This window comes from Lactobacillus xylocopicola, assembly GCF_033096005.1.
Classification (GTDB): domain Bacteria; phylum Bacillota; class Bacilli; order Lactobacillales; family Lactobacillaceae; genus Lactobacillus; species Lactobacillus xylocopicola.
This window is the reverse complement of record NZ_AP026803.1, coordinates 1,022,757-1,046,074: the sequence shown is the minus strand read 5'-3', so window position 1 is coordinate 1,046,074 and position 23,318 is coordinate 1,022,757. Positions and strand designations below refer to the sequence as shown.

The 23,318-nt window shown below is 44.4% G+C and carries 23 protein-coding genes and 1 other annotated feature; of the genes, 19 read left to right on the top strand and 4 right to left on the bottom strand.

Annotated features, from left to right (window positions below; all coding sequences use genetic code 11):
• Positions 1-5: 5 nt before the first annotated feature.
• The 5 genes from rsfS (at position 6) to R8389_RS05180 (ending at position 4,464) form a co-directional block, all read left to right on the top strand.
• Positions 6-353 (top strand): ribosome silencing factor, encoded by a 348-nt coding sequence (rsfS, locus tag R8389_RS05200; RefSeq protein WP_317636985.1) that lies wholly within the window; start codon positions 6-8, stop codon positions 351-353.
• Positions 354-359: 6 nt separating this feature from the next.
• Positions 360-1,514 carry a nucleotidyltransferase gene (locus tag R8389_RS05195; RefSeq protein ID WP_317636984.1) on the top strand — a complete coding sequence of 385 codons (1,155 nt, stop codon included), beginning with the start codon at positions 360-362 and terminating at the stop codon, positions 1,512-1,514.
• A 1-nt stretch (position 1,515) separates the two neighbouring features.
• Positions 1,516-2,070: a DUF177 domain-containing protein gene (locus tag R8389_RS05190; protein WP_317636983.1), complete on the top strand. Its 555-nt coding sequence runs from the start codon at positions 1,516-1,518 to the stop codon at positions 2,068-2,070.
• A gap of 140 nt (positions 2,071-2,210) precedes the next feature.
• Positions 2,211-2,924: a response regulator transcription factor gene (locus tag R8389_RS05185; RefSeq protein ID WP_317636982.1), complete on the top strand. Its 714-nt coding sequence runs from the start codon at positions 2,211-2,213 to the stop codon at positions 2,922-2,924.
• Complete coding sequence (locus R8389_RS05180; protein WP_317636981.1) at positions 2,902-4,464, top strand: HAMP domain-containing sensor histidine kinase; 1,563 nt, start codon at positions 2,902-2,904, stop codon at positions 4,462-4,464. The genes R8389_RS05185 and R8389_RS05180 overlap by 23 nt, the downstream gene beginning before the upstream one ends.
• Before the next feature lie 65 nt (positions 4,465-4,529).
• Here the strand turns inward: R8389_RS05180 and yidC are convergent, their stop codons facing one another.
• Both yidC and R8389_RS05170 read right to left on the bottom strand, forming a co-directional pair.
• Entirely contained in the window at positions 4,530-5,495 is a 966-nt protein-coding gene (yidC, locus tag R8389_RS05175) for a membrane protein insertase YidC (RefSeq protein ID WP_317636980.1), read from the bottom strand.
• A gap of 35 nt (positions 5,496-5,530) precedes the next feature.
• Positions 5,531-5,857 (bottom strand): acylphosphatase, encoded by a 327-nt coding sequence (locus R8389_RS05170; protein ID WP_317636979.1) that lies wholly within the window; start codon positions 5,855-5,857, stop codon positions 5,531-5,533.
• Between the two features lie 91 nt (positions 5,858-5,948).
• On the opposite strand from R8389_RS05170, the gene R8389_RS05165 reads away from it, so the two are divergent.
• The 5 genes from R8389_RS05165 to greA all read left to right on the top strand — a co-directional run bounded on the left by R8389_RS05165 (position 5,949) and on the right by greA (position 11,460).
• On the top strand, positions 5,949-6,716 hold the full coding sequence (locus R8389_RS05165) for a TrmH family RNA methyltransferase (RefSeq protein ID WP_317636978.1): 768 nt from the start codon (positions 5,949-5,951) through the stop codon (positions 6,714-6,716).
• Positions 6,717-6,793: 77 nt separating this feature from the next.
• Positions 6,794-7,144, top strand: coding sequence for a winged helix-turn-helix transcriptional regulator (locus R8389_RS05160; RefSeq protein WP_317636977.1), 351 nt, complete (start codon positions 6,794-6,796; stop codon positions 7,142-7,144).
• 44 nt (positions 7,145-7,188) lie between these two features.
• Positions 7,189-7,394 (top strand) — a binding site (T-box leader).
• 34 nt (positions 7,395-7,428) lie between these two features.
• Positions 7,429-8,478, top strand: a complete 1,050-nt coding sequence (gene pheS, locus R8389_RS05155; RefSeq protein ID WP_317636976.1) for a phenylalanine--tRNA ligase subunit alpha — start codon at positions 7,429-7,431, stop codon at positions 8,476-8,478.
• Positions 8,478-10,895, top strand: coding sequence for a phenylalanine--tRNA ligase subunit beta (gene pheT / locus R8389_RS05150; RefSeq protein ID WP_317636975.1), 2,418 nt, complete (start codon positions 8,478-8,480; stop codon positions 10,893-10,895). Before pheS ends, pheT begins: the two co-directional genes overlap by 1 nt.
• 88 nt (positions 10,896-10,983) lie before the next feature.
• Positions 10,984-11,460 (top strand): transcription elongation factor GreA, encoded by a 477-nt coding sequence (gene greA, locus R8389_RS05145; RefSeq protein ID WP_317636974.1) that lies wholly within the window; start codon positions 10,984-10,986, stop codon positions 11,458-11,460.
• A 144-nt stretch (positions 11,461-11,604) separates the two neighbouring features.
• Here the strand turns inward: greA and R8389_RS05140 are convergent, their stop codons facing one another.
• Complete coding sequence (locus R8389_RS05140) at positions 11,605-12,519, bottom strand: N-acetylglucosamine kinase (protein ID WP_317636973.1); 915 nt, start codon at positions 12,517-12,519, stop codon at positions 11,605-11,607.
• A gap of 320 nt (positions 12,520-12,839) precedes the next feature.
• On the opposite strand from R8389_RS05140, the gene R8389_RS05135 reads away from it, so the two are divergent.
• The 9 genes from R8389_RS05135 to glnA all read left to right on the top strand — a co-directional run bounded on the left by R8389_RS05135 (position 12,840) and on the right by glnA (position 20,818).
• Entirely contained in the window at positions 12,840-14,873 is a 2,034-nt protein-coding gene (locus tag R8389_RS05135) for a peptidoglycan D,D-transpeptidase FtsI family protein (RefSeq protein ID WP_425604669.1), read from the top strand.
• A gap of 76 nt (positions 14,874-14,949) precedes the next feature.
• Entirely contained in the window at positions 14,950-15,099 is a 150-nt protein-coding gene (gene rpmG / locus R8389_RS05130; protein WP_172999151.1) for a 50S ribosomal protein L33, read from the top strand.
• A gap of 51 nt (positions 15,100-15,150) precedes the next feature.
• Positions 15,151-15,723, top strand: coding sequence for a 5-formyltetrahydrofolate cyclo-ligase (locus R8389_RS05125; protein WP_317636971.1), 573 nt, complete (start codon positions 15,151-15,153; stop codon positions 15,721-15,723).
• A gap of 11 nt (positions 15,724-15,734) precedes the next feature.
• The gene (locus R8389_RS05120) at positions 15,735-16,418 is read left to right on the top strand and encodes a rhomboid family intramembrane serine protease (protein WP_317636970.1); all 684 of its coding nucleotides are present in this window, start codon (positions 15,735-15,737) and stop codon (positions 16,416-16,418) included.
• A complete protein-coding gene (locus R8389_RS05115) occupies positions 16,415-16,633 on the top strand; it encodes a YqgQ family protein (RefSeq protein WP_317636969.1) in 219 nt (72 codons plus the stop codon). The genes R8389_RS05120 and R8389_RS05115 overlap by 4 nt, the downstream gene beginning before the upstream one ends.
• Positions 16,634-16,685: 52 nt before the next feature.
• Positions 16,686-17,090 (top strand): rhodanese-like domain-containing protein, encoded by a 405-nt coding sequence (locus tag R8389_RS05110; protein ID WP_317636968.1) that lies wholly within the window; start codon positions 16,686-16,688, stop codon positions 17,088-17,090.
• A 62-nt stretch (positions 17,091-17,152) separates the two neighbouring features.
• A complete protein-coding gene (gene miaA, locus R8389_RS05105) occupies positions 17,153-18,073 on the top strand; it encodes a tRNA (adenosine(37)-N6)-dimethylallyltransferase MiaA (RefSeq protein WP_317636967.1) in 921 nt (306 codons plus the stop codon).
• On the top strand, positions 18,066-19,310 hold the full coding sequence (locus R8389_RS05100) for a methionine gamma-lyase family protein (RefSeq protein WP_317636966.1): 1,245 nt from the start codon (positions 18,066-18,068) through the stop codon (positions 19,308-19,310). The genes miaA and R8389_RS05100 overlap by 8 nt, the downstream gene beginning before the upstream one ends.
• Before the next feature lie 170 nt (positions 19,311-19,480).
• Entirely contained in the window at positions 19,481-20,818 is a 1,338-nt protein-coding gene (glnA, locus tag R8389_RS05095; RefSeq protein ID WP_317636965.1) for a type I glutamate--ammonia ligase, read from the top strand.
• A 62-nt stretch (positions 20,819-20,880) separates the two neighbouring features.
• On the opposite strand, the gene R8389_RS05090 is transcribed toward glnA, so the two are convergent.
• Positions 20,881-23,283, bottom strand: a complete 2,403-nt coding sequence (locus tag R8389_RS05090) for a Xaa-Pro dipeptidyl-peptidase (protein ID WP_317636964.1) — start codon at positions 23,281-23,283, stop codon at positions 20,881-20,883.
• Between the last annotated feature and the right edge of the window lie 35 nt (positions 23,284-23,318).

The following is a 23,318-nucleotide window of genomic DNA, read 5'->3' as shown; positions in this document are numbered from 1 at the left end:
AAAAATTGACTAATAAAGAGATTTTAGCCTTCACATTAAAAGCAATTAGTGACCGCCACGGCGAGGATACCACTGCTTATGACATGCAGGGTTATAGCATTTTGGCGGATTACTATGTTGTCACCAGTGCAGGTTCAAATAGACAATTGCATGCAATTGCTAATGCCATTATTGACGAAGCGCACAAGGCTGACTTTTATAACTACCGGGTTGAGGGGAATAGTGAATCTAACTGGCTTTTGCTTGATCTTGGTGATGTTGTTGTCAATGTCTTTACTGCGGAAGCCCGTGATTTTTATAATGTTGAAAAACTATGGACTGATGGCAAAAAGCTAGCATTAGAGGAAGAATAGCCAAGAATGAGTGTTGTCGGAATTATAGCCGAGTACAATCCTTTTCATAGCGGGCACGAATTTTTGATGAATAAAGCGCGCTACTTAGCTGGCAGTAAGGATCCAATCATTGTTGTAATGTCGGGAAACTACGTTCAAAGGGGCGAAATGGCAATTATGGACAAGTGGTCGCGCGCCCAAGCGGCACTTGCTAGTGGCGCTGACCTCGTTTTTGAGTTGCCTTTTTCGACTTCGGTTGAACCAGCTGACCTGTTTGCCCTTGGCAGCATTGATCAGTTGGTCAAATTAGGGGTTAGTGACCTGGTCTTTGGGGTTGAAGATGCCACCCAGAATTTTGCTTATTTGGGCAGTAAAATTGCTGAAATTCCGCATAGTCATATGGACTTTAGTGACTATAGTCAAACCTATTCAACCCAGTATAACCAGATGGTTGCGCGTGAAGTGGGCCATGAAGTTAATGAACCTAACTCAATCTTAGCACTTGCATATGCGGTAGCTAACCATAACTTGGGTTCCCCCCTGACACTTCATCCGATTAACCGGGTAGGTGCAGGCCACGATGACTTGTTGCAGAATAAGCAAATTGTTCAGAGTGCTAGTGCAATCCGTAACATTATTTTACATAAACATACAAGTGATGAATTGGAGCAGTGGATGCCTCCGCAAGAAGTGCAGTTATTATCCCAGCAAAAAAGTTATCCCAACTGGAATTTGTTATTTCCTTTCTTAAAGTATCGGATTGAATCGGCCTCCCTTGAGGAGCTACACGAAGTCTATCAGATGAGTGAGGGCTTGGAATACAAAATGAAACAAGAAATTCATCGAGCCCAGAATTTTACAAATTTCTTGCGTCGAGTTAAATCAAAGCGTTATACTTATTCCAGGCTACGTAGGCTATGCTTGTATACTTTATTAAATGTTAGACAAACAGATATGATTGCCAGTTTTAATCAGGAATCGTTGCTTTTACTTGGATATAGTAAACTTGGCCGGAAATACTTGAAACAAACCAGAAAGGAAACTACTGCTGATATTATTTCTAAGGTTGATCAGAAGAATACCAAGAGCGGCTCCTTGTGCTTGCAATTGCGGGTGGATCGTCTATACGAACAGATATTAGCAACTGATCAAAATTTTGGTCGGCGTCCGTTGGAGGTTTAGGATGTTAGCAATTAAGTTTTCTCAAGTAAAAAACAATGCTGCAGCAGCAATTAAAGTAACAGACAAAGTAGAAATCCGCCCTGAGTTTTTGGCTCGAAGCCAGAAATTAATCTATCAGGTGAAAGATATTCAATTGACCGGCGTGTTTTTCTATGAGGAGCCGTATGTAACCGGAAATTATCAGGTTAAGGCAGATTTGGTGGTACCTTCAAGCCGAAGTTTAAAACCGGTCCCTTATCAAGCTGATTTTACCTTCAGAGAAAACTATACTGAAGCCGAAATACCGGCTAAAAAGCTTGAAGAGAGCGAAATTACGCTGGTCAAGGTGGACCATGATACAATTGACTTGCAAACGGCAGTAGAAGATAATATTCTATTGCACCTACCCACTACCATCCTCACTGCAGCCGAGGAGGAACAGGGGCAATACCCAAGTGGTGCGGGCTGGTCAGTTATTTCGGAAGCAGAATACGCTGAGGACAGAAAAGAGCGGATTAATCCGGCTTTTGCCAAGCTTAAGGAGTTGTTAAAGCAGGATATTAACGACAAAACATAAATAGGACAAGACATTATGAAAAATCTGTGGTAAAGCAAAAACTCTTTAATCTTGTTTTAAAAGCGCTTTTAAAGTATGCTGTACTTATTAATAAGAATTTAAAGTTGTTTAGCAATTATTGATTACGAAAAGGATATAAAATGGCAAAAATTTTAATTGTTGAAGACGAAAAGAACTTAGCTCGCTTTGTTGAATTGGAATTAAAGCATGAAAAGTATGATACGGTTGTTGAAAGTAATGGACGTAGAGCCCTAGAGTTAGCTTTAAACGAGAATTTTGATGCAATTCTACTCGATCTAATGTTACCTGATTTGAATGGATTAGAAATTGCCCGTCGGGTTCGTCAAGTTAAGAGTACGCCAATTATTATGATGACCGCCAGAGATTCAGTCATTGACCGGGTTTCTGGCTTGGATCACGGTGCTGATGATTACATCGTTAAACCATTTGCGATTGAAGAACTCTTGGCACGCCTGCGTGCAGTTCTGCGACGCGTTAAGATTGAAAAAGAGGCCTCTGATGATACGATTGAAAAGAAGGTCGTTAAGTTTAAGGATCTGACCATTGAAACTGCTAATCGAATTGTGCGTCGCGGAGACGGCAAGGCGGTTGATTTGACTAAGCGGGAATATAACTTGCTGATGACCTTAATCAAGAATAAGAACAATGTTGTTAGTCGCGATCAGTTGTTATCAAAAATTTGGGGTCCTGGTTCAAATATTGAAACCAATGTGGTTGAAGTTTATGTGCGCTACCTGCGTAACAAAATCGATATACCGGGTCGACAATCATATATCAAGACTGTCCGCGGTACCGGATATATGGTAAGAGATGAGGACGATGAAAAGAACTAAAAGCAAAAAAGAGACCAAACATACGTCATTGATTGTGCACTGGGTAAGTGTGTTGGCATTGACGATTATGGTCTCTTTTATTGTATTCTCAGTAGTTATTTACTCCTTTGTGGGACAACAGTCAATGATCCAACAAAAGGAGACATCAAAAGAAATGGTGGTTAAGCTCAATGAAAATTTAAAGCAAATCCCGACTGAGCTTGAGATTGCCAATGTTGTTCCAGCACTGAGTCCTTCTGCTCGAAAAATTATGCAGGGTGATCCAGCAATTAGTGAAAATGTGCATAGTAGCAGTGCCTTTAGTGATGACTTGCTTTCCTCGCTGACTAATCCTGATTTGAACGTGGTTGTTTATAATTTGGAAAAAGAGGTGGTCTTTGATAATGGCGGTGAAATTCCGAAATTCAAAAGTTTTCAGGGCAACTACTTGATGGAGAAAAAAAACCAGAAAAGGCAACAATACTTACTAACTTATCAAAAAGTTAGGTCAGTCAGGACAGGCCAAGTGACGGGTTACATTGTTGTCGCCAATAAAATGTCATACTACAACGGCTTGATGAAGGAGCTGCTAACTTGGATGACACGTATCTCAGTAATAGCAATTGTTTTCTTTGCGGTGGTGGCCTTTGTTATTGTGCGCGGAATAGTTAAGCCGCTCAAGGAGATGTCCCGGGTGGCGCTTGAAGTCAATGATGACCCAAATAGTACGGCCAGAATTAAGGATTTTCATCGCCACGATGAATTACAAGAACTGGCTGTCTCGTTTAATCAGATGCTTGATCGCATGCAGCGGTACATTGACCAGCAAAAAGAGTTTGTGGGGGATGTTTCTCACGAGTTACGGACACCAGTGGCAGTCATTGAAGGACATTTAAACATGCTTGAACGTTGGGGCAAGGATGATCCCGAAATTTTGAATGAATCAATCACGGCTTCCCTTCAAGAAGCGGACCGGATGCAACATTTAATTCAAGAAATGCTTGACTTGACCCGGGCCGAACAGATTAATGTGCAGTATCCGAATGCAGTTACCAAGGTTGCGGATGTCCTCAAACGTGTTGTTGGAGACCTGGCCATGGTGCACCAGGACTTTGTCATTAGGCTTGATATGGATGACCTACCAGAAGATACAGAAATTCAAATTTACCAGGGGCACCTGGAACAACTATTGGTGGTTTTAATTGATAATGGTATCAAGTATTCCACTGATCGCAAGGAGCTGAATATTTCCGCCGGTTTGGGTCAAGCAGAAGTTCAAATTATTGTTCAGGACTTTGGTGAAGGTATTTCTAAAGAAGAACAAAAGAAAATTTTCAACCGCTTCTATCGGGTGGACAAAGCCAGAACGCGTGAAAAGGGCGGAAATGGTCTAGGCTTGTCGATTGCTCAAAAATTAGTGACGAGTTACCATGGCAAAATTAGTGTGGACTCGGTAGTTGATCAAGGTAGTCAATTTGTAATTGTCTTCCCCGCCCTAACTAAGTCACAGGCTGCGCGCTTGCGTAAGCGTGAAGCAACGGGGAACGCGCAAAGTAAATAAGATAAAAAGACCTGTTCAGTGAACCAAGTAATTCACTAAGCAGGTCTTTTATTTAAGTTGTTAAGTTACCGGCGTTTTTGTTTCCCCTTGTTGCGGTTGCGCAGGTTTTCATGTGCCTTTTGGTCATGCTCGGCTGGTTCCGGCGCACTAGTTTGCTGGTTGAGCAGAGCCTCAATCTTGGCGGCGGAGACAATTTCCTTAATTGGTTCGTGCTTTAGCTCTTCGTCGACCTCTTTCTTTACCTTCGGCATAATAATGAAAGTAACGATTACTTGCTGGATGACTGTGAAGAAGTTACCAGCGGCCCAGTATAAAGCGACTGAACCCGAAACTGACATTGAAATAAAGAGGGTCATTACAGGGTTCAGCAACATCATGGACTGCATTTGCTTCTTTTGTTCGGGGGCAATTCCAATCAAGGAAATATAGCCTTGAACGAAGGCAAAGATGGTGGCTACAATTGTCACGGCAATAGATCGCTCACTCAGTGAGATACCAAAGAAGGTAGAGTTAGCCAAAAACTTGGAATACATTACGGCTTGGTATATCCCGATCATAATCGGAAACTGAATAATCAGCGGGAGACACCCCATTCCCCCCGTTATAGACAGGTTGTTTTGTGAATAGAGACTACGTTGCCAGCCAGCCAAAGTCATTTGCTGGTCCTGGGTCAAGTCTTTGCGTTTCATTGTTTCCTGAATCAATTTCATCTGGGGCTGCAGACGAGCTATCTTCTCTTGCTGAGTTGTTGACTTTCTTTGCTGGTTCAGCATCAGCGGCAAAAGCACCATTCTGACGACAAAAGTCATGAGAATAATGGCCCAGCCAGCCCCATTGGCGCCGCCAATGGCGCTTGAGAAATAAAGCATAATATTTTGTAAAGGTTTGCCAATGAACCTGAAGATTGTTCCATAGAAGACATCTGTAGGCGGTTTATTAGCAGCACTGCCACTTTGCGCACAACCAGTCAAAACTAACATGACTGTTACCGTGAGGACAGCCAATCCGAGATATTTACGATATTTTTTCATTCAATTCACCACATTAATCATTTGCTAGTCAATACTTAATATAATACATGAAAACCGTGTATTTTGCTGACATTTGTTAATTTTTCTTTTTTAATGCTAGAAATCCGTGCCATTGGTGAAACATTTCGAGGTAACTCACTACAAAATTGGTTGACGCGGTCCAGGCTTGTCTGTAAAGTGATGGTTACGGTTGAATCAGCGTTATTGCGGACATTGCCGGCTAAACCCAGTTGTTTAGCCAAGGTCAATACGCTCCAGCGAAAGCCTACCCCCTGGACAATACCAGCAACAGTCAATTGCCAGCTTTCTACCGGAATTCCGTTGGACTTTTGCGCTGGCCGTGATGGCTTAAAAAAACTCATGATTGCTCCTTTCACTTCCATTATCCTGATTTTACCATTTTGCCTAATAAATATTACACTATAATAGAACGAGAAAGAAGAGGTTTGATTGATGGAAAAAATTAGTTCAGTTAACAATAAACTGATTAAAGACTTAGTAAAATTAAAGCAGAAAAAATATCGGGAAGAGACGGGGCTTTACTTAATTGAGGGTTTTCACTTAATTGAGGAGGCCTTGAAGGCCAATCGGACTTACGTTTATCTCTTAGGAACGTCAGCAGCCCTGAGTCAAGCAGAAACTGCTTATCAAGCCGATTTAACTAGTAAAAAGGTAATTCAAATTAACGAGGCAATTGTTCACCATTTAACTAGCACTAAAAATCCCCAAAATATTTTTATGGTGTTGAAAGTGGGGCAGCCTAAGCATTATCCGTTTGATTTTGGCAAGTGGGTCTTGCTTGATGACTTGGCTGATCCGGGTAATGTCGGTACCATCATTCGGACAGTAGATGCAGCAGGTTTTGATGGGGTCGTTTTGTCACCGCTAAGTGTTGATCTTTATAATCCTAAAACCCAGCGTGCAATGCAAGGTAGTCAGTTTCACATCGAGTTGCTTGTTCAAGATTTGGGTGAGACAATCGCGGCCCTTAAAGGCAATGGCATCCCTGTTTATGCTAGTATGTTAGACACAGCAGCCCAGGAATTACCAGATTTTAGGCCCGTCCCGCAGCTTGGCTTAGTAATTGGGAATGAAGCCCGCGGTGTAACACCAGCAATTGCCCGTAATTGTGATGAAAAATTATATATTCCCATTAAAGGACAGGCAGAATCATTAAATGCGGCAGTAGCTGCGGGTATTATGATTTATCATTTTGCCTGAGCTTTTGCACTTGTTTTTAGTAAGTGATTTTCCTATAATAAAGGTCAAGGTATGACATACTGTGGGAGGAAGATATTATGGCTCAGGATGTAAAAAAACAGGAAATTGGCGATTGTAGCGCTGTTGACTATGAATCATGCAACCATTTTATCAATGCGTTTAAAATTATTGGCAAAAAATGGAATGGCCTGATTATCAGTTCGCTCTGTGCCGGTGACTATATGCGTTTTAAAGAGTTGACCAGTTGCGTTTTGGATTGCTCCGACCGGGTGCTAGTCGAACGACTTAAAGAACTCGAAAAAGCAGATATTGTCAAACGGTCGGTTGATCGTGAGACTAATATTATTTCATATGGCTTAACCAAAAAGGGTGCAGAGCTCAAGCCGGTCTTTGACCAAATTCATGATTGGGCGGACAAGTGGGTTTGAAAATATCTGCTTGCATGTTGAATAAAAAAGCATTATTCTATTAAGTAATTACGACAACGTAGGACTAGTAGCAGTACTTGGTTACACAGAGAGACTTTTTCGCGGGCTGAGAGAAGAGTTTAACTGAAGCTGTGAATTTCACCTTACTAGTAGGATTTAATTAATTCCGGTATTCACCGTTAACGAAAACTTAAGTGTGGACTCCTAGTGAGTTCAAACTAGGGTGGTACCGCGAAACTTCGTCCCTTTGAGGACGGAGTTTTTTTATGTGAAAGGGCAAAACAATGGATTTATTTGAGCGACTGAAAGAGTTGCGTGATCAAGGGCTGGGCGAAATTGACCAGGCTAAAAGTGAAGAAATGCTGAATGACGTGCGCGTCAAGCTAGTGGGACGTAAAGGCGAATTAACTAAAATTTTGCATTCGATGAAAGATATTGAGCCTGGTCGTCGCCGTGAAATCGGTCAGCAGGTAAACAAGCTACGTGATTTGTTCAATACACGGCTTGATCATGCTAAGAGCGAGCTAGTTAAGGCTTTGATTGAAAAACAGCTTGAGCAGGAAAAGGTTGATGTAACTTTGCCGGGCCGGGTAGCCCACCTCGGCAGCAAACACCCAATCAACATTATTTTGGACGATTTGGAAAAGTATTTTATTGGAATGGGTTACGAAGTAGTCCAAGGACCAGAAATCGAAACAGACCATTATGTGTTTGAAATGATGAACCTGCCTAAGGATCACCCTGCCCGCGATATGCAGGAAACTTTTTATATTGATCCAGAAAGATTACTGCGATCACAGACTTCGGGGGATCAGGCCCGGGCTTTAGAAAAGTTTGATTTTTCTAAGGGGCCCTTGAAGATGGTCGGACCAGGTAAAGTATACCGCCGAGATGACGATGATGCGACGCACTCTCACCAGTTCATGCAAATGGAAGGTATGCTGATCGACGAAAATATTACGATGGGTGATTTGAAAGGTACGCTGGAAATGATGGCCAAGCATGTCTTTGGTCAGGATCGCCAAACACGGTTGCGGCCCAGTTATTTTCCTTTTACTGAACCGTCAGTTGAAATGGATGTTTCGTGCTTCAACTGCGATGGTAAGGGTTGTGCTATTTGTAAGCATACCGGTTGGATTGAAGTTCTAGGTGCCGGTATGGTTCATCCAAATGTTTTGGAAAATGCTGGAGTTGATTCGAGTGTTTATGGCGGTTTTGCCTTTGGTGTCGGCTTAGATCGGTTTGCCATCCTTAAGTACGGCATTGATGACATTCGCGATTTCTATACCAATGATGTTCGCTTCTTAGAACAATTCTGTCAGGAGGAAAGATAATGCTAGTATCATACCAGTGGCTGCAAGATTTTTTAAAGTTAGAGCAGGATCCCCAAGACTTGGGCGAAGAAATCACGCGGACCGGTGTCGAAATTGCCGAAGTGAAGCACCCTGAAGCCGGCTTAAAAAAACTAGTTGTCGGCCATATCACTGACTGCCAACCAGTCGAAGGCACCCACCTGAACGTTACGCAAGTTGATGTTGGGGAAAGGGACCTTTACCAAATTGTCTGTGGTGCTCCAAATGTGGCGGCGGGTGAAGATGTGGTAGTTGCTTTGCCTGGTGCTCGAATTGCCGGTAACGTTAAGATCAAAAAGGGCAAGTTGCGTGGCATTGAGTCGAATGGGATGATTTGCGGCTTACAGGAAATCGGCTTTGCTGATAACTTAGTCCCAGAAAAATATCATGATGGGATTTACGTTTTCCCGCAAGCTGCTGGACTTAAACCAGGTCAAGCGGTATTTACTCCGCTTGGGATGGATGACTATATTTTCGATTTTGACATTACTCCCAATCGAGCTGACACGCTTTCGATGGAGGGTGCGGCCTATGAAGTAGGGGCAATCGTCGATGAAGCAGTCAAAGTTGAAGATGTGCTGTTAAAGGCAGACGGCCCCGATTGGACGGAAGATTTTTCGGCGCAAGTTGATCCGCAACTTGCCCCTAAATTCTATTTGAGGAAGATCAGTGGCCTCAAAATTGGCGATAGTCCACTTTGGATGCAAAGGCGCTTGTGGAACGCTGGCATTAGACCGATTAACAATGTAGTCGACGTGACTAACTACGTGATGTTGTTAACCGGTCAGCCAATGCACACTTATGATGCACGGGCGTTCGCTAGTAACAAGTTGGTAGTGCGCCAAGCCGCTTCCGGTGAAAAGTTGACGCTCCTTAATGACAAGGAAGTTGATCTTGATCCTAATGACATTGTGATTACCAATGGTGATCAGGTAGTGATGTTAGCTGGGGTGATGGGCGGACTTAATTCTGAGATTAAGGACGATACCACCGATATCATCTTAGAATCAGCGATTTTCGATCCGACGCTAATCAGAAAGGCAGCTCTACGTCATGCTAACCGGACAGAAGCTTCCAGCCGCTACGAAAAGGGCGTTAATTGGGATGCTACGGAGCGGGCACTAGATATGGCTGCGATGCTGCTGCGCAATGAGGCTAGTGGTCAAGTGGCCGCAGGCGTAATTACTGCTAGTGCTGAAAAACGGCAGCCAGTTCAAATCAAAACTACCGTATCATATATTAACAAGGTCTTAGGAACTGAACTGGCTGCTAGTGAAATGATGCGAATTTTTGCCCGGTTAGGTTTCAAGGCGCAGTCTGCAGCTGATGAGCTGACTGTCAATGTACCTGCCCGGCGCTGGGACATTGCCATTGCTGCTGACTTGGTAGAAGAAGTTGGACGGCTGTACGGCTATGACAATATTGTATCGACTCAGCCAGCTCTAGCTGAAAGCCACGGTGGTTATTCTGCTAGTGAAGAAGTCCTCAGACACATCAAAAATCTGGTAGAGGGCCAGGGCATGCTTGAAGCAATTTCATATTCGCTGACTTCACCGGAGAAGGCTGTTTCTTACACCAAGTTACCAAAGCAGCCAGTCCAGATACAGTTGCCGCTGAATTCTAGTCGATCTACCTTGCGCCAAAACCTCTTAACGGGGTTGGTTGATGCTGCGAGTTACAACATGGCGCGCAAGCAGAATCAGTTAGCCCTGTTTGAACAAGGCCGGGTATATGACTTGGATGGGGGCACTTACAATGAACACGAACATTTAGCTGGACTTTATTCCGGAAATGCCTATTTTGAAAACTGGCAACACGATAATGAAAAAATTGATTTTTATTATGTCAAAGGACAGCTTACTAACCTATTCCGTGCTCTGGGGATCAACCTAAAGGAGGTTAGTTACCGGGCTGCCGTTATTCCGGGAATGCATCCCACTAGAACTGCTGCTATTTATCTAAAAGAGCAGTACGCTGGGATGGTCGGCATGCTTAGCCACATGGTGACGCGTTCCAATAAAGCGCTAAGTGGTAGTGAGCTTTACGGCTATGAGTTGGATTTGGATACAATTATCCCAATGATTCTTAACCCCAAGACAGTGGCCCATACAGCCCCGAAATTCCCAGCGGTTGAGCGTGATTTGTCCATTTTAGTTGACCAGGAAATAGTTAACCAAAAGATTGAGTCGGTGATTAATGCAAGTGGTGGTAAGTATCTTTATGATTTGCGGGTAATTGATGTTTACCAAGGTCCGCATATTGCTGATGACAAGAAAAGTATCGCTTACCGGCTGACTTTTTTGAATGAGCAGGACACCTTGACTGAAGGTGTCGTAGCCGAGGCGATGGATGCAATTACCAGTAGTTTAGAAGAAGAACTACAGGCAGAAATTAGGTAAATTTGACAAAAGGTTGACTTTAGAGTTAGAAATCAATAAGATAACCTGTGCAAAAAGAAAATTTTAACTTTAAGGAGCAGAAAATTTTATGCCTGAAAAATCATATCCAATGACTGCTGAGGGAAAAGAAAAACTTGAAGCTGAGTTGAAGAATTTAAAAGTAGTTAAACGGCCAGAGGTAATCGAGCGGATCAAGGTTGCACGTTCATTTGGCGACCTGTCCGAAAACTCCGAGTACGATGCAGCCAAAGATGAACAAAGCCACCTTGAAGACCGGATTAATGTAGTGGAAGAAATGCTCAAGTACGCTCAAGTGGTTGATGCCCAATCGACTGATCCGGATGAAGTAGCGGTAGGCAAAACGGTCACATATACCGAAGTCGGTGAAACTGACCCTGAGACTTATACAATTGTCGGCAGTGATGAATCAGACCCACTGAGTGGCAAAATTTCCAATGATTCGCCGATCGCGCAAGCTATTTTAGGCAAAAAAAAGGGTGATACAGCAACTATTGCAACACCTAGTGGCAAGTTTGACGTGGTAATTAATAAAGTCGAGGAATAGTTCGTAAGGCCATGTTTGCTCATCGTTAGCAAATAAGTGAGCTTAAGGTTAAAGCTTTCTAAACAAAAAAGACCAGCATGATTGAGGTCAAGTCCTAATTTAGGACAGGCCTGCAAAACCATGCTGGTCTTTTTATGGTAGCTTTTAGTGACTAGTAAAGTAGCGGTAGTCCTTACTCTTATCAAAGACTACGCCGCGGGCATTTTCACCGTTAGAAATAGTGAATTCTGCTTTAGGGTATTTTTCGCGGACTTTTTCTTCTAAACGATTACGTAACATGCTGTTATTGGCCAGGACTGAGCCAGTCAGTGCGATTTTCAGTGGTTTTGGTTCTTCATACCGGTCCATCCCAATGACAATATCGCGCGCCAGTAACTCGCCTTGTTCCTTAATGACGGCCGTAGCATCCGGATCGCCGTCATCTGCCAGCCGAGCTACCTCAACCGCCATTGCGGCGATATCGGAGTTAGCTAGCTTGTAAAACTTGGCTGTAGCGGCAACAATATCATCGACCTGAAAGAGCCGGTTGAAAAGAGGAATCAATTGGTTAGCTTCGCGTTTGTCCCAGCTGAGCAAAGCCACTTTGAGTGCGGCCAGAGTAATGGCGTAGCCAGAACCTTCATCACCTAAGATTGAACCATACCCACCAGTAGTAATGATTTTGCCCTTTTGTAGACCATTGAAGACAGACCCAGTGCCGGCGATTACTAGGCCACCGTCTTCACCTTCCAGTCCGTTATACAGGGCTAGCAAGGAATCGGTGACGGCTCTGGTCGGTAAGTTATAAGCCTTGGCTGAAATTTCCGCTGCTACTTCAGAGGCGTGACCAATCACCGATAAGCCTGCAATCCCACACATAATTCTTTGGCAGTCACCGTCGATTTGATCAATCAAATAATTAATCGCACTTGTGATATTGGTCAGGGCAGAGTTGTAATTCGTGTTGACCTGGCCGGGACCGGTTTCAGTTCGATTAAGTTCGGCGCCCTTCATGTCGTATGCGACCGCAACCGTGTGAGTTCCGCCAGCATCAACCCCAATTTGGTATTTGAGTGTCATAGTTAGTTCTTCTTTCTAGTAAATATGATTGTTTAAACTTCATTTTATAACAAAAGCCGCTAATACAGAAGTTTTTTTCTGCTTGTTAGGTGATTGGCCAGGATATTTTCTTTCTGCCTTTTAAGGAACTTTCTTTAAAGAAGCTCTGGCGCTAATCAATAATCTGGTAAAATTTTCGCAAAGCTCTCCGCCAGCAATAGAAATATTGCCTACTTTTTGTTAAAATAGCCCTAGTTTAGTGAGGTTTGATTTTAGTGAAATTTTTTAAGCAAAAAAGCGCGGATGATAAGTCCCCCAAGCAGTCTTCAACGCCAATCAGAATGAAACTCATACTGGGGATTATTTTTGTTCTGTTTGCGGCTTTAATTGGTCAGCTGGCCTATCTCCAGATTGGCTATGGTTCACGCTTCAAGGCGGAGGTTCAAAAAGCAAATTCGGCAGTAGTTTCCAGTCAGGTCCCCCGGGGCGTAATGTATGATAGCAAGGGCCGCACCTTGGTTGGAAGTAAGGCCAGCAATGCGATCACTTACACCAAGAGCGTGTCGACCACGACTGCAGATAGTTATCAAATTTCCAATAGTCTTAGTCGCTACATTCGTATCAAGAGTGAAAAGCCCACTGATCAGCAGGTAGTTGATTATTATTTGGGCAATAAGGCCAATAGTGATCGAGAGTTGGCCTTAGTTCCTAAAGCGATTCAGAAAACACAGGATGAGGAAAAGATCAATCAAGCTGTTCAAGACCAGGTGCGGCAGAGGAATATTCAACTCACGGACCGCCAAAAAACGGCTGCTTTAATTTTTAACAAAATTTCTGGGGCGTACACACTTTCAACGATTTATTTAAAAAACAACGGCCTAACGGACAAAGAAATTGCCGAGGTGGGTGAACATTTGGCAGATCTTCCGGGTGTAGGTATCGGGACTGACTGGCGCAGATCCTATCCCAATGGCTCGTCAATCAAGAGTATTATTGGCTCGGTTTCAACGGAAAAGACGGGCCTGCCCAGTGATGACTTGCAGTATTACCTGACTAATGGCTATTCACGTAATGATCGGGTGGGTACGTCCTACTTGGAAAAAGAATACGAACCGCTATTGAAAGGGACTAAGGCGACTAGCAAGGTATGGGCCAAGACTGCTGGTAATATTGAACAGTCTAAGTCTGTCTATTCAGGTCAGGCTGGTGCGAGTCTAGTCTTAACGCTTGATGCCAAGTACCAAAAGTCGGTTCAGAAATCACTAGAGTCAATCTATGCGGCCGCCATTGCCTCTGGCGCAGCCCATTATTCTAACGGGGCCTACGCGGTGGCGATGAACCCTAAGACCGGAGCAATACTGGCAGTTGCCGGGATTAGTCGCGACCCAAGTAAAAATAAAACCACTAGAAATGCCCTAGGGGTAATTAACCAATCTTTTGTTATGGGTTCTGCTGTTAAAGGGGCAATGGTTGCTGGTGGCCTGATTAACAAGGTTATCTCTCCATCCAGTAATGTTTTTCCGGATACACCAGTTTATCTGCCAGGTACGCCAATTAAGAAGTCAGTGTACCCAGTTGGCACCTTCGGCTCGCTAGACGCTGAATCTGCCCTTGAGGTTTCTAGCAATATCTACATGATGCACCTGGCTATGAAGTGGGTGAATGCCAAATACGTGCCTAAGCAAGATATCCGGATGCCCGACACTGCTTTTGACACTATTCGGCACAACTTTAACATGTTTGGGTTGGGACAAAAGACGGGGGTAGACTTGCCCGGTGAAATTTCAGGAATCCAAGGACGCTCCTTTAACGAACAAGGCCATATCTTGTCTGGATCAGTTTTGGACTTATCCTATGGTAACTATGATGCATACACGCCCATTCAGATGGCGCAGTACGTGTCGACGATTGCCAATGGTGGTTACCGGATGCAACCCTATGTAGTACAGTCGGTGGGTCGAACTGCCAGCAATGGCAAGAAAATCTACATTGACTATAATAAAAAACCTAATGTGCAGCTGCGGGTGCCTTGGACTAAGGATGAGTTAAATATTGTCCGGCAAGGTTTTTGGCGGGTGGTTCACGGTACCAATTCTTGGGGAACCGCGCATAAGTTGAAGGATGTTAAACCAGCGATTTCTGGTAAATCGGGAACTGCGCAAACTTTTTACTTTGATCCCAACCACCCCAACCGGAAGAACCCACCTGAACTAGTCAATGCAACTTTTGTCGGTTATGCACCGTCCAATAATGCAGAAATTGCCACTGCGGTGGTTTTCCCCGGACTCGATCCCGATTTGGAAGGATCCTACACGTTGCAAATGACCAGGGCGATGGTCCAAAACTACTTTAAGTTACATAAAAAGAGAAATTAGTGAATAAGTCTGGCAAAGATTTCAGAAAAATGCTAGAATGATACAGTCAGAAATAAATTTGTAGGTGGTGAATGAGATGGCAGATAACATCATTTTAGAATGCACCGAATGTGGCGACAGAAGTTACTTATCTAAGAAAAACAAGCGTAAGCATCCGGAACGTTTAAGTTTGAAGAAGTATTGTCCAGTTGAAAGACACGCAACTCTTCATCGTGAAACTAAGTAGTAAACTAATATAGCAGGAGCCGATGTTCCTGCTATTTTTGTATGGAGAAGCATGGATAAGAAAAAAATACGGCAAGCACAAATTACCCACTTAACCGCCTTTGCACACAGTGCAGCAAAAAAGACCGAGGACCAAAAATTGCTCAAGCAGTTACTAAATTCAGGATTGCTTGAGGGTAAGAGGACCGTTGGGGTAACTTCTTCACTTTCATATGAAGTCGATACGGCAGGTCTTATTGCCTATTTATGGGATCAGGGTAAGGAGGTTTATTTAGCCCGAGCCAATAATAACCTTGAGCATTCACAGGATTTCCTTTATTATAGCTACATGACCAAAATTAAACAGTCCCCATTCGGGGTCACAGAAGTGGCTGATCCTAATGCGGAAATCAATAATTGTCTTGATTTAGTGCTGGTACCCGGTCTAGCTTTTGCGGTTGATACGCATCAGCGTTTGGGCTTTGGCGGCGGTTATTATGATCGCTTTTTAGCTAAGCATCCTAATACGGAGACCGTGGCTTTGGTCAATTCCCAAATGATTTTGGCAACAGCCAGCTGGCAACCGGAAGCAACGGATATCCCAGTTCAGACAATTGTAACTACGCAGTCAATCTTGCATAAATAAGTGAGGCTAAGATGAATCAACGAGATAATCTCAAAAATTGTTATATGACGATGAGTATTTTAATCGTGCTACTTATCGTTTTCATCGTCGAGATCGCACTTGGTGGCTCTCAAAACACCGCTGTTTTAATTAAAATGGGGGCGATGAATAACTTGGCGGTGGTAGTTGGTCACCAGTGGTGGCGGTTGTTCACTGCGCAATTCTTGCATATGGGCATTCTGCACCTAGTTTCTAATGCGGTCATCATCTATTATTTAGGTATTTACATGGAAGAAATTCTGGGACATTGGCGCTTTTTGCTGCTCTATTTGTTATCTGGAGTTGGGGGCAACCTGCTTAGTTTAGCTTGGGGAAGTGATCAGGCAATTAGTGCAGGCGCCTCTACTGCCCTGTTTGGACTTTTTGGTGCAATGACTGCCATTGCCTTGAATAATCGAAGTAATCAGTTGATTACCTATCTGGGCCGGCAGTCGTTCTGGCTAGCCTTGATAAACATCGGTTTTGACCTATTTGATCCCAATATTGACATTCAGGGACACCTGGGCGGCTTTATTGCTGGCTTTTTATTGGCAATCGTGATGGGCAATTTGGCCATGGGCCGGTATCGCAATAAAACCCGGTTTGTGGCGGCGTGTCTTCTAGTTGTTTATAGTGTATTTACGGTTAGATTGGGAATGATTATTGATTTATCATGAAAACGTTATACGATGTACAACAGCTTCTAAAAAAATATGGTATCTTTGTTCATGTTGGGAAGCGCATTTGGGACATTGAGCTAATGGCATTGGAACTTGACAACCTTAACCGGGCGCATTTGCTTGCTAAGCATGACTACTTGGTTGCCAAGTTAATTTTGCGTCGTGAACACGAATATGAAGAGCGGCTTGCTAAAGACCAGCATAGCTCTTAGCATAAATTAGTAGTATATTATTCAGGTAAGCAGTTCGGGGAGAAATAAACTAATGTCAACTTTTTTAATTATTGTCGATGCTATCTTAGTAGCCGTGATTTTAGCCTTTGTCTCAGTTTGGCTGTGGAACAAAATTCAAACCAAACGGTTAGGCAACGGTGATTTAACTAATGATGAATTTAAGCAGGGCATGAGAAGGGCGCAAATTGTCGATTTACGAGAAAAGGCCCCCTTTAAGAGGAAGCACATTGATGGTGCGCGCAACCTTCCTTATACCATGTTGAAGTACCAATATACGGAATTAAGGACCGACCTGCCAGTATATCTGTACGCTGATTCGCTGTCAGTAACACTGCGTGCGGCGAGATTTTTGCAAAAAAAGCATTTTTCTTCGATTAAGTGGCTGAAGAATGGTTTTGAAGATTGGGATGGTCGGACAAAAACATCTAAATATTAACTAAAAACATGTTTGGCGACTCTTTCAAACATGTTTTTTCGATATAATTAAAGGATAAAAAGATGCAAAAAGTATTAGCAATTGTGGGTCCCACAGCAGTTGGCAAGACTAGTTTGGCAATTGAGCTGGCGCGCCAATTAAAGGCCGAAATTATTTCAGGTGACTCAATGCAAGTTTACCGCGAAGTGGCAATTGGAACGGCCAAGGCGACGCCAGCAGAACAGCAAGTGGTAAAGCATTATTTGGTTGACACGCAATCGGTTTTTGAACCTTATGCAGTGACTGATTTTGTAAGACAGGCTCGCGAAGCGATTGCTGAAATAGCCAATAAAGGAAAGCTACCACTACTGGTTGGCGGGACCGGCTTTTATGTGAACGCCTTACTCAACCAGTTGCAGTTGGGGGAAAAAGAGGAGCAGCTAACTGCGGTTGAGCCCAAGTGGCAAAGCTTACTTGACCAAGCCGGTCCCCAAAAGCTATGGCAAGAGTTAAATAAACGAGATGCCAAAACCGCAGCTCATCTTCCAGCTGCTAACTCCCGGCGGGTCTTAAGGGCCTTAACGGTGATTGACCGGACAGGTAAAAAATTTTCTGAGCAACAAAAGGAGATTAAGCCGCGTTATGACTACTTGATTATCGGGCTCAATGCAGAGCGCCAGGAAATATATAACCGGATCAACTTACGGGTAGATCAAATGATGGAGCAGGGCTTAGTCAAGGAAGCGAACTTTGTTTACCAGAATAGGGACCGCGAGCAGCAAATCTTGCAGGCGATTGGCTATAAGGAATTTTTTCCGTATTTTACCGGCGAAAAAACCCTGGCGGCCTGCGTTGCCGACCTTAAAACGGCCTCGCGCCGGTATGCCAAACGGCAACTGACCTACCTGCGGCATCAATTACCGGTAACCTGGGTTGATCCGCTGAATGATCCCGCATATCTGACTAAAATAACAGAAAAAGTAGAGGAATGGATAAATGAATAACTGGCCGGCAGAATTGCAAAAAATTGTGAGCGAGATTGATGTCCAGGTGGCGGCACAATTAGCAAAAATAGACGAAAATATTTTAGTTAATCAAAATAAAGTTTTAACTGCTTTTAAGGACCAGGCTGTGGCTGAAGCAGACTTAATTGGTAGTACGGGCTATGGCAGCGACGATAGTGGTCGCGACAAGCTTGATCGCATGTATGCACAAATTTTTCAGACCGAAGACGCACTGGTGCGTTCACAATTTGTGTCTGGCACCCATACACTGGCAACTGCAATGGCAGGTAACTTGTTGCCCGGTGATGAACTGATGTACTTGACTGGTATGCCATATGATACGCTTCAGCAGGTAATTGGGCTGGCCGGCGATGGACGTGGGAGTCTAAAGCAGTATGGCGTTAAGTTTTCTCATGTCGACCTCGAGGATGGTCAGGTTGACACTAAGGCAGCGCGTCAGTTGCTGGCCGACCATCAACCGAAAATGGCGGTCATTCAGCGTTCACGGGGCTATGACACACGGCCCAGTTTGACGGTTGACCAAATTAAACCGCTGATTGAGTTGGTGCGGGCAGTCAGTCCAAAGACGATTATCTTTATTGATAATTGTTACGGCGAATTTTCTGAACAGCATGAACCAACCGAATATGGCGCTGATCTGATGGCCGGTTCACTGATTAAGAATGCTGGCGGCGGTCTGGCAAAGGTTGGCGGGTACGTTGTAGGTCGGCATGAACTAGTCGAGAATACCGCAGCACGCCTAACCGCCGCTGGAATTGGTCGTGCTGAAGGGGCTAGTTTAGCGAACAATCTTGACTACTTTGAAGGTTTGTTTATTGCACCAAGTATCACTGGCAATGCGATCAAGGGTGCAATATATACTGCTGCACTATTGGAGCGGATGGGTTTGGAAGTTACGCCTAAGTGGGATGAAGACCGTACAGATCTTATTCAAACGGTGATTTTTCATGACCAGGAAAAGATGGTTCGCTTTGCCCAAATCCTGCAGGCTAATTCGCCTATCAATTCCTTTGTGGAGCCGGTGCCAAGCCATGATACAGGATATGAAGATCAGGTAATTATGGCCGCTGGTTCCTTTATCGAGGGGGCTAGTATCGAGCTTTCGGGGGATGGCCCAATTCGCCCGCCCTATGCACTGTATTTGCAGGGGGGGCTAACTTTTGCCCACGTGAAGATTGCGATTACTAATGCGGTCAATGAGTTGTTTTATAAGTAGCAGACAGTTTAACTTAAATAAAGCTTTGGTAAAGTTTCTGGAAAAATAGTTAGACCGCTTTACTTTTTATGACGCAAATGCTAAGGTATTAATCAAGTTTTGGTAAGAAAAGCAAACTCTTTAATGGGTTATACCAATTATAATTATTCATATTTCTAGGTGGAGAAAACATGACAAAAAAAATTACAGCAGATGATATTAGAAAGAGCGTCGCAGAAAATGACGTGCGTTTTTTACGGTTGACCTTCACCGACATTAATGGGACGTTGAAGGCGGTTGAAGTTCCTAATAGTCAACTAGAAAAAGTTTTAAGTAATGACATTCGCTTTGACGGTTCGTCGATTGATGGCTTTGTCCGCCTGGAAGAAAGTGATATGGTTTTGTATCCTGATTTTTCAACCTGGGCGGTCCTACCATGGACTGATAACCAAGGTGGTAAGATTGGCTGTTTAATTTGTTCTGTGCACATGACAGACGGGACCGAATTTGACGGGGATCCGCGGAATAACTTGCAGCGAATTATCAGGCAGATGAATGACATGAGCTTTTCAGCTTTTGATATTGGCTTCGAAGCAGAATTTCACCTGCTTAAACTTGATGAAAATGGCAAGTGGACCACTGAGGTTCCTGATCACGCCTCGTACTTTGACTTAACTTCACAAGATGAAAGTGCAAGTTGCCGGCGTGACATCGTGGAAACGCTAGAAAGCATTGGCTTTGAAGTTGAGGCAGCCCACCACGAAGTGGGCGATGGACAGCAGGAAATTGACTTCAAGTTTGATGATGCACTAACGACGGCTGACCGGGTGCAGATGTTCAAGATGATTGTCCGCGAAATCGCTAAAAAGCATGGTTTGTATGCAACTTTCATGGCCAAACCGCTCCAAGGTCAGGCTGGCAATGGAATGCACACGAACATGTCCTTGTTTAAGGGGAAGAAAAATGCCTTTTATGACCAAGATAATGAATTTCACCTTTCAAACAACGCCCTGTTTTTCCTGAATGGAATATTGGAACATGCCCGGGCAATCACTGCTGTCGGTAATCCAACCGTCAACTCATACAAACGGTTGATTCCTGGTTATGAAGCTCCTGTTTACATCTCCTGGGCTTCCAAGAACCGCTCGCCGATGGTCAGAGTACCCTCAGCAGAAGAGGTTAATACCCGCCTGGAAATGCGCTCAGCTGACCCAACGGCCAACCCCTACCTCCTGCTGGCAGCTTGTTTAGCAGCCGGATTGAATGGTATCAAAGAAGAAAAGATGCCAATGGAGCCGATCAACGGCAACATTTTTAAGCTAAGTGAAAAGGAGCGAGAAGCAGCTGGGATTAAGCCGCTCCCATCAACTTTACACAACGCACTTAAGGCTTTTAAGAAGGATGAACTAATTAAGTCAGCGCTTGGTAATCACTTAACGCAGAGTTTCATTGGTTCTAAGGAACTTGAATGGAACCAATATACCCAAACCGTCTCCGATTGGGAGAGAAACAGGTACATGGGCTATTAATGTTAATAGAAAAAAAGTCAGAGGCAGTAACGCTCGCCTCTGGCTTTTTAAATAGATCATAATTATTTTTGCTTAAACTTAATCGCAGTAGCGCTCAGGTCGACCGTGTAGGTCGTCTCTTCAAGCGGCCGTTTCGTCATTGCCTGGTCAGTTGAGTAGATAATCAGGCACAACTTGCTACCAGCCGGAAGTTGGTAGTAGGTTGGCTGCAGCTTGAAGGTCAGGTCATAAAACTGCCCCGGTTCAATTGCTACTGGCTTCTTCATGTCGGCATAGTTTTGTAAGTTCATGTGTCCTTTGGTAATCAGTTTGGCATGAGTCAACTTGTCTGGCATGAACTCCTGCAGGGTATCGGTGCCAAAGCGGAAGCCCAGTTCCTGACCGCCGCGCATTAAAAACTTAGGTGTAGCAGTTAGCCGTCTGCGGTCGCCCAGTTCAACTAGCGCAACCGATAGTTGGCCTTTGTTCAAGCTGGATGAAACTCGTACCGTGACTTCAGGCCGACCCACAATGGTCACTGGGTGGATAAACTCATCCGTAATAAAGCGCAGGCTTGCCTTGGCCCATTTATCATCACCGCAAATAAACTTGTACTGCCATTCGCTTTCAGTGAGGTGGGCCTTGTTAAATTCCACGCCGCCTTGGTCGATGAATGCTGCTTTGGCCTGACCGTTTCCGTCTTTTTGCAGTTCTCCCTCATCGGTGGGGTAATAGCTGGTGGAGTGTCCAACTTCATCGCTCCAGTCTTCTTCCTCGTGCCACTTGTCGGCTTGCAGGTTGTCCTGAACCATTACCGCTGGCCACTGTTGCTCTGCTCCATTATTGACTTCGAGTAGTTCATGGACAAACCAGAGGTTCATAAGATCGGTAAAGTCAATGGAAACAAGGTTGTTCATGTTGTAGTGGGGTCCTTGGTGCAAGAATAGGTGATGTTCGATCGGCAAGTTCTTGACCTGCTGCCAAATCTTATAAACGTTCTTGGGCTTGACGTTCCAGTCATTCAGGCCGTGTACGCTGATCCAGGAACACTTGATGCCAGCCGCCTGGTGGCGGTAGTTGCGGGCCTCCCAAAAGTCTGAGTATTGGCCGGTCTGGCGGTCTTCCTTAGTTTGAAGCTGTTTTTGCATTGCATCATATTTAGGCTTAATCTTGAGATAGTCGCCCGCATCCCATAAGTTGGATTGGCAAGTTTCGGCTAAGAGGTCCAGGTCTTCGCCTTGGCAATCTTCGGGTGCTATGACCAGGCCGTGTTCGCGGTAGTAGTCATACCAGGACGAGATGGCCGCTTCAGAGACAACGGTCTTGAGGCCGGCCACCCCCGTCGTAGCGATGGCAATCTGTAGTGTTCCCAGGTATGACCGTCCGGTCATGCCGATGTTGCCATTGCACCAGGAGGCCCTGGTCTCATGCTGACGTGAGCGGTCAGTATAGGCAATTCGGTCGCCGTGCAGCCACTCAATAATTTCTTTGGCACTCTCGGTTTCCTCTGGTGCACCAGTGATACGTAGGCCGTCACTGCCGCGCGTACCGATGGCGCCCGCAAAGACACTGGCAAAGCCGCGCGCCAACATGTACTCGTTGAGCCCGTATGAAGACTTGCCCACTGCTTTTTCAACGGGTGGATGATTTTCGTGATTAGCTGTTGACGGTTTTGCAGCCGGAATAATGTTGCTGGCCTCGTATTGAGGATTAGTCCAAGCACAGGCGTTCGCTAAATTTGCATCAACTGAATAGTTCCGTTTTTCGTTGTCGATGATTCCACCAAAATAGGGGCTAGCAGTATAAAGAGCCGGAACCTTTAGCTGCTGACTTTCGACTGGTCGAAAAATTGTCACTTGCAGCAAGTCGGATTGGCCATCTTCATCAGTATCAAGGTCACTCTCGACATAGACGACTTCACGGATTACCTTACTGGTGTCAAAAACGGGTAGGCTCTTACCGTTTAGCAAGACAAATTGGCTACCTGGCAGAGTCTGTCTGCGGTCGGCAAAATAGCCTTTACCAGCCATCACGTCGATTAACAACTGGCCGTTTTGAGACCGGGTGTTCAATAGGCGGTAAAAGGCGGTAATCAAATCCGTGCAATTACTAATGTTTTCGACCACTGGCAAGGCATTTTTGGTCATAAAGCTAAGCGGATCACTCAATTCGTAGTCATAGTGGACGTGGTACCCCAAAAGTTGCAGGGCTACGTTATAAAACTGGGCTGGGCTCATTTCTTGCGGCTGGGTTGCTAAATAGCTAGCCAGTGTTTCTGTTTCAGAAACGGCAAACTCAGTTAACTTGGCCTGACGAGTAGTACTGTCCGTTAGGTTAACTTCAGCTAGGGTGTTTTCAACCATTGTGGCCAGTAATTCACCAAAAGTGCATTGTTGATAATCTACCGGTAAAAAGTTAATTTGTAACAGTTCTTTGACCTGTGTTGCATAATCTGTTTCGACGTATGCGTATTGATTATATCTCATGTTTTCTCCTTTTTTTCTTCATTTTACTAGTTTCT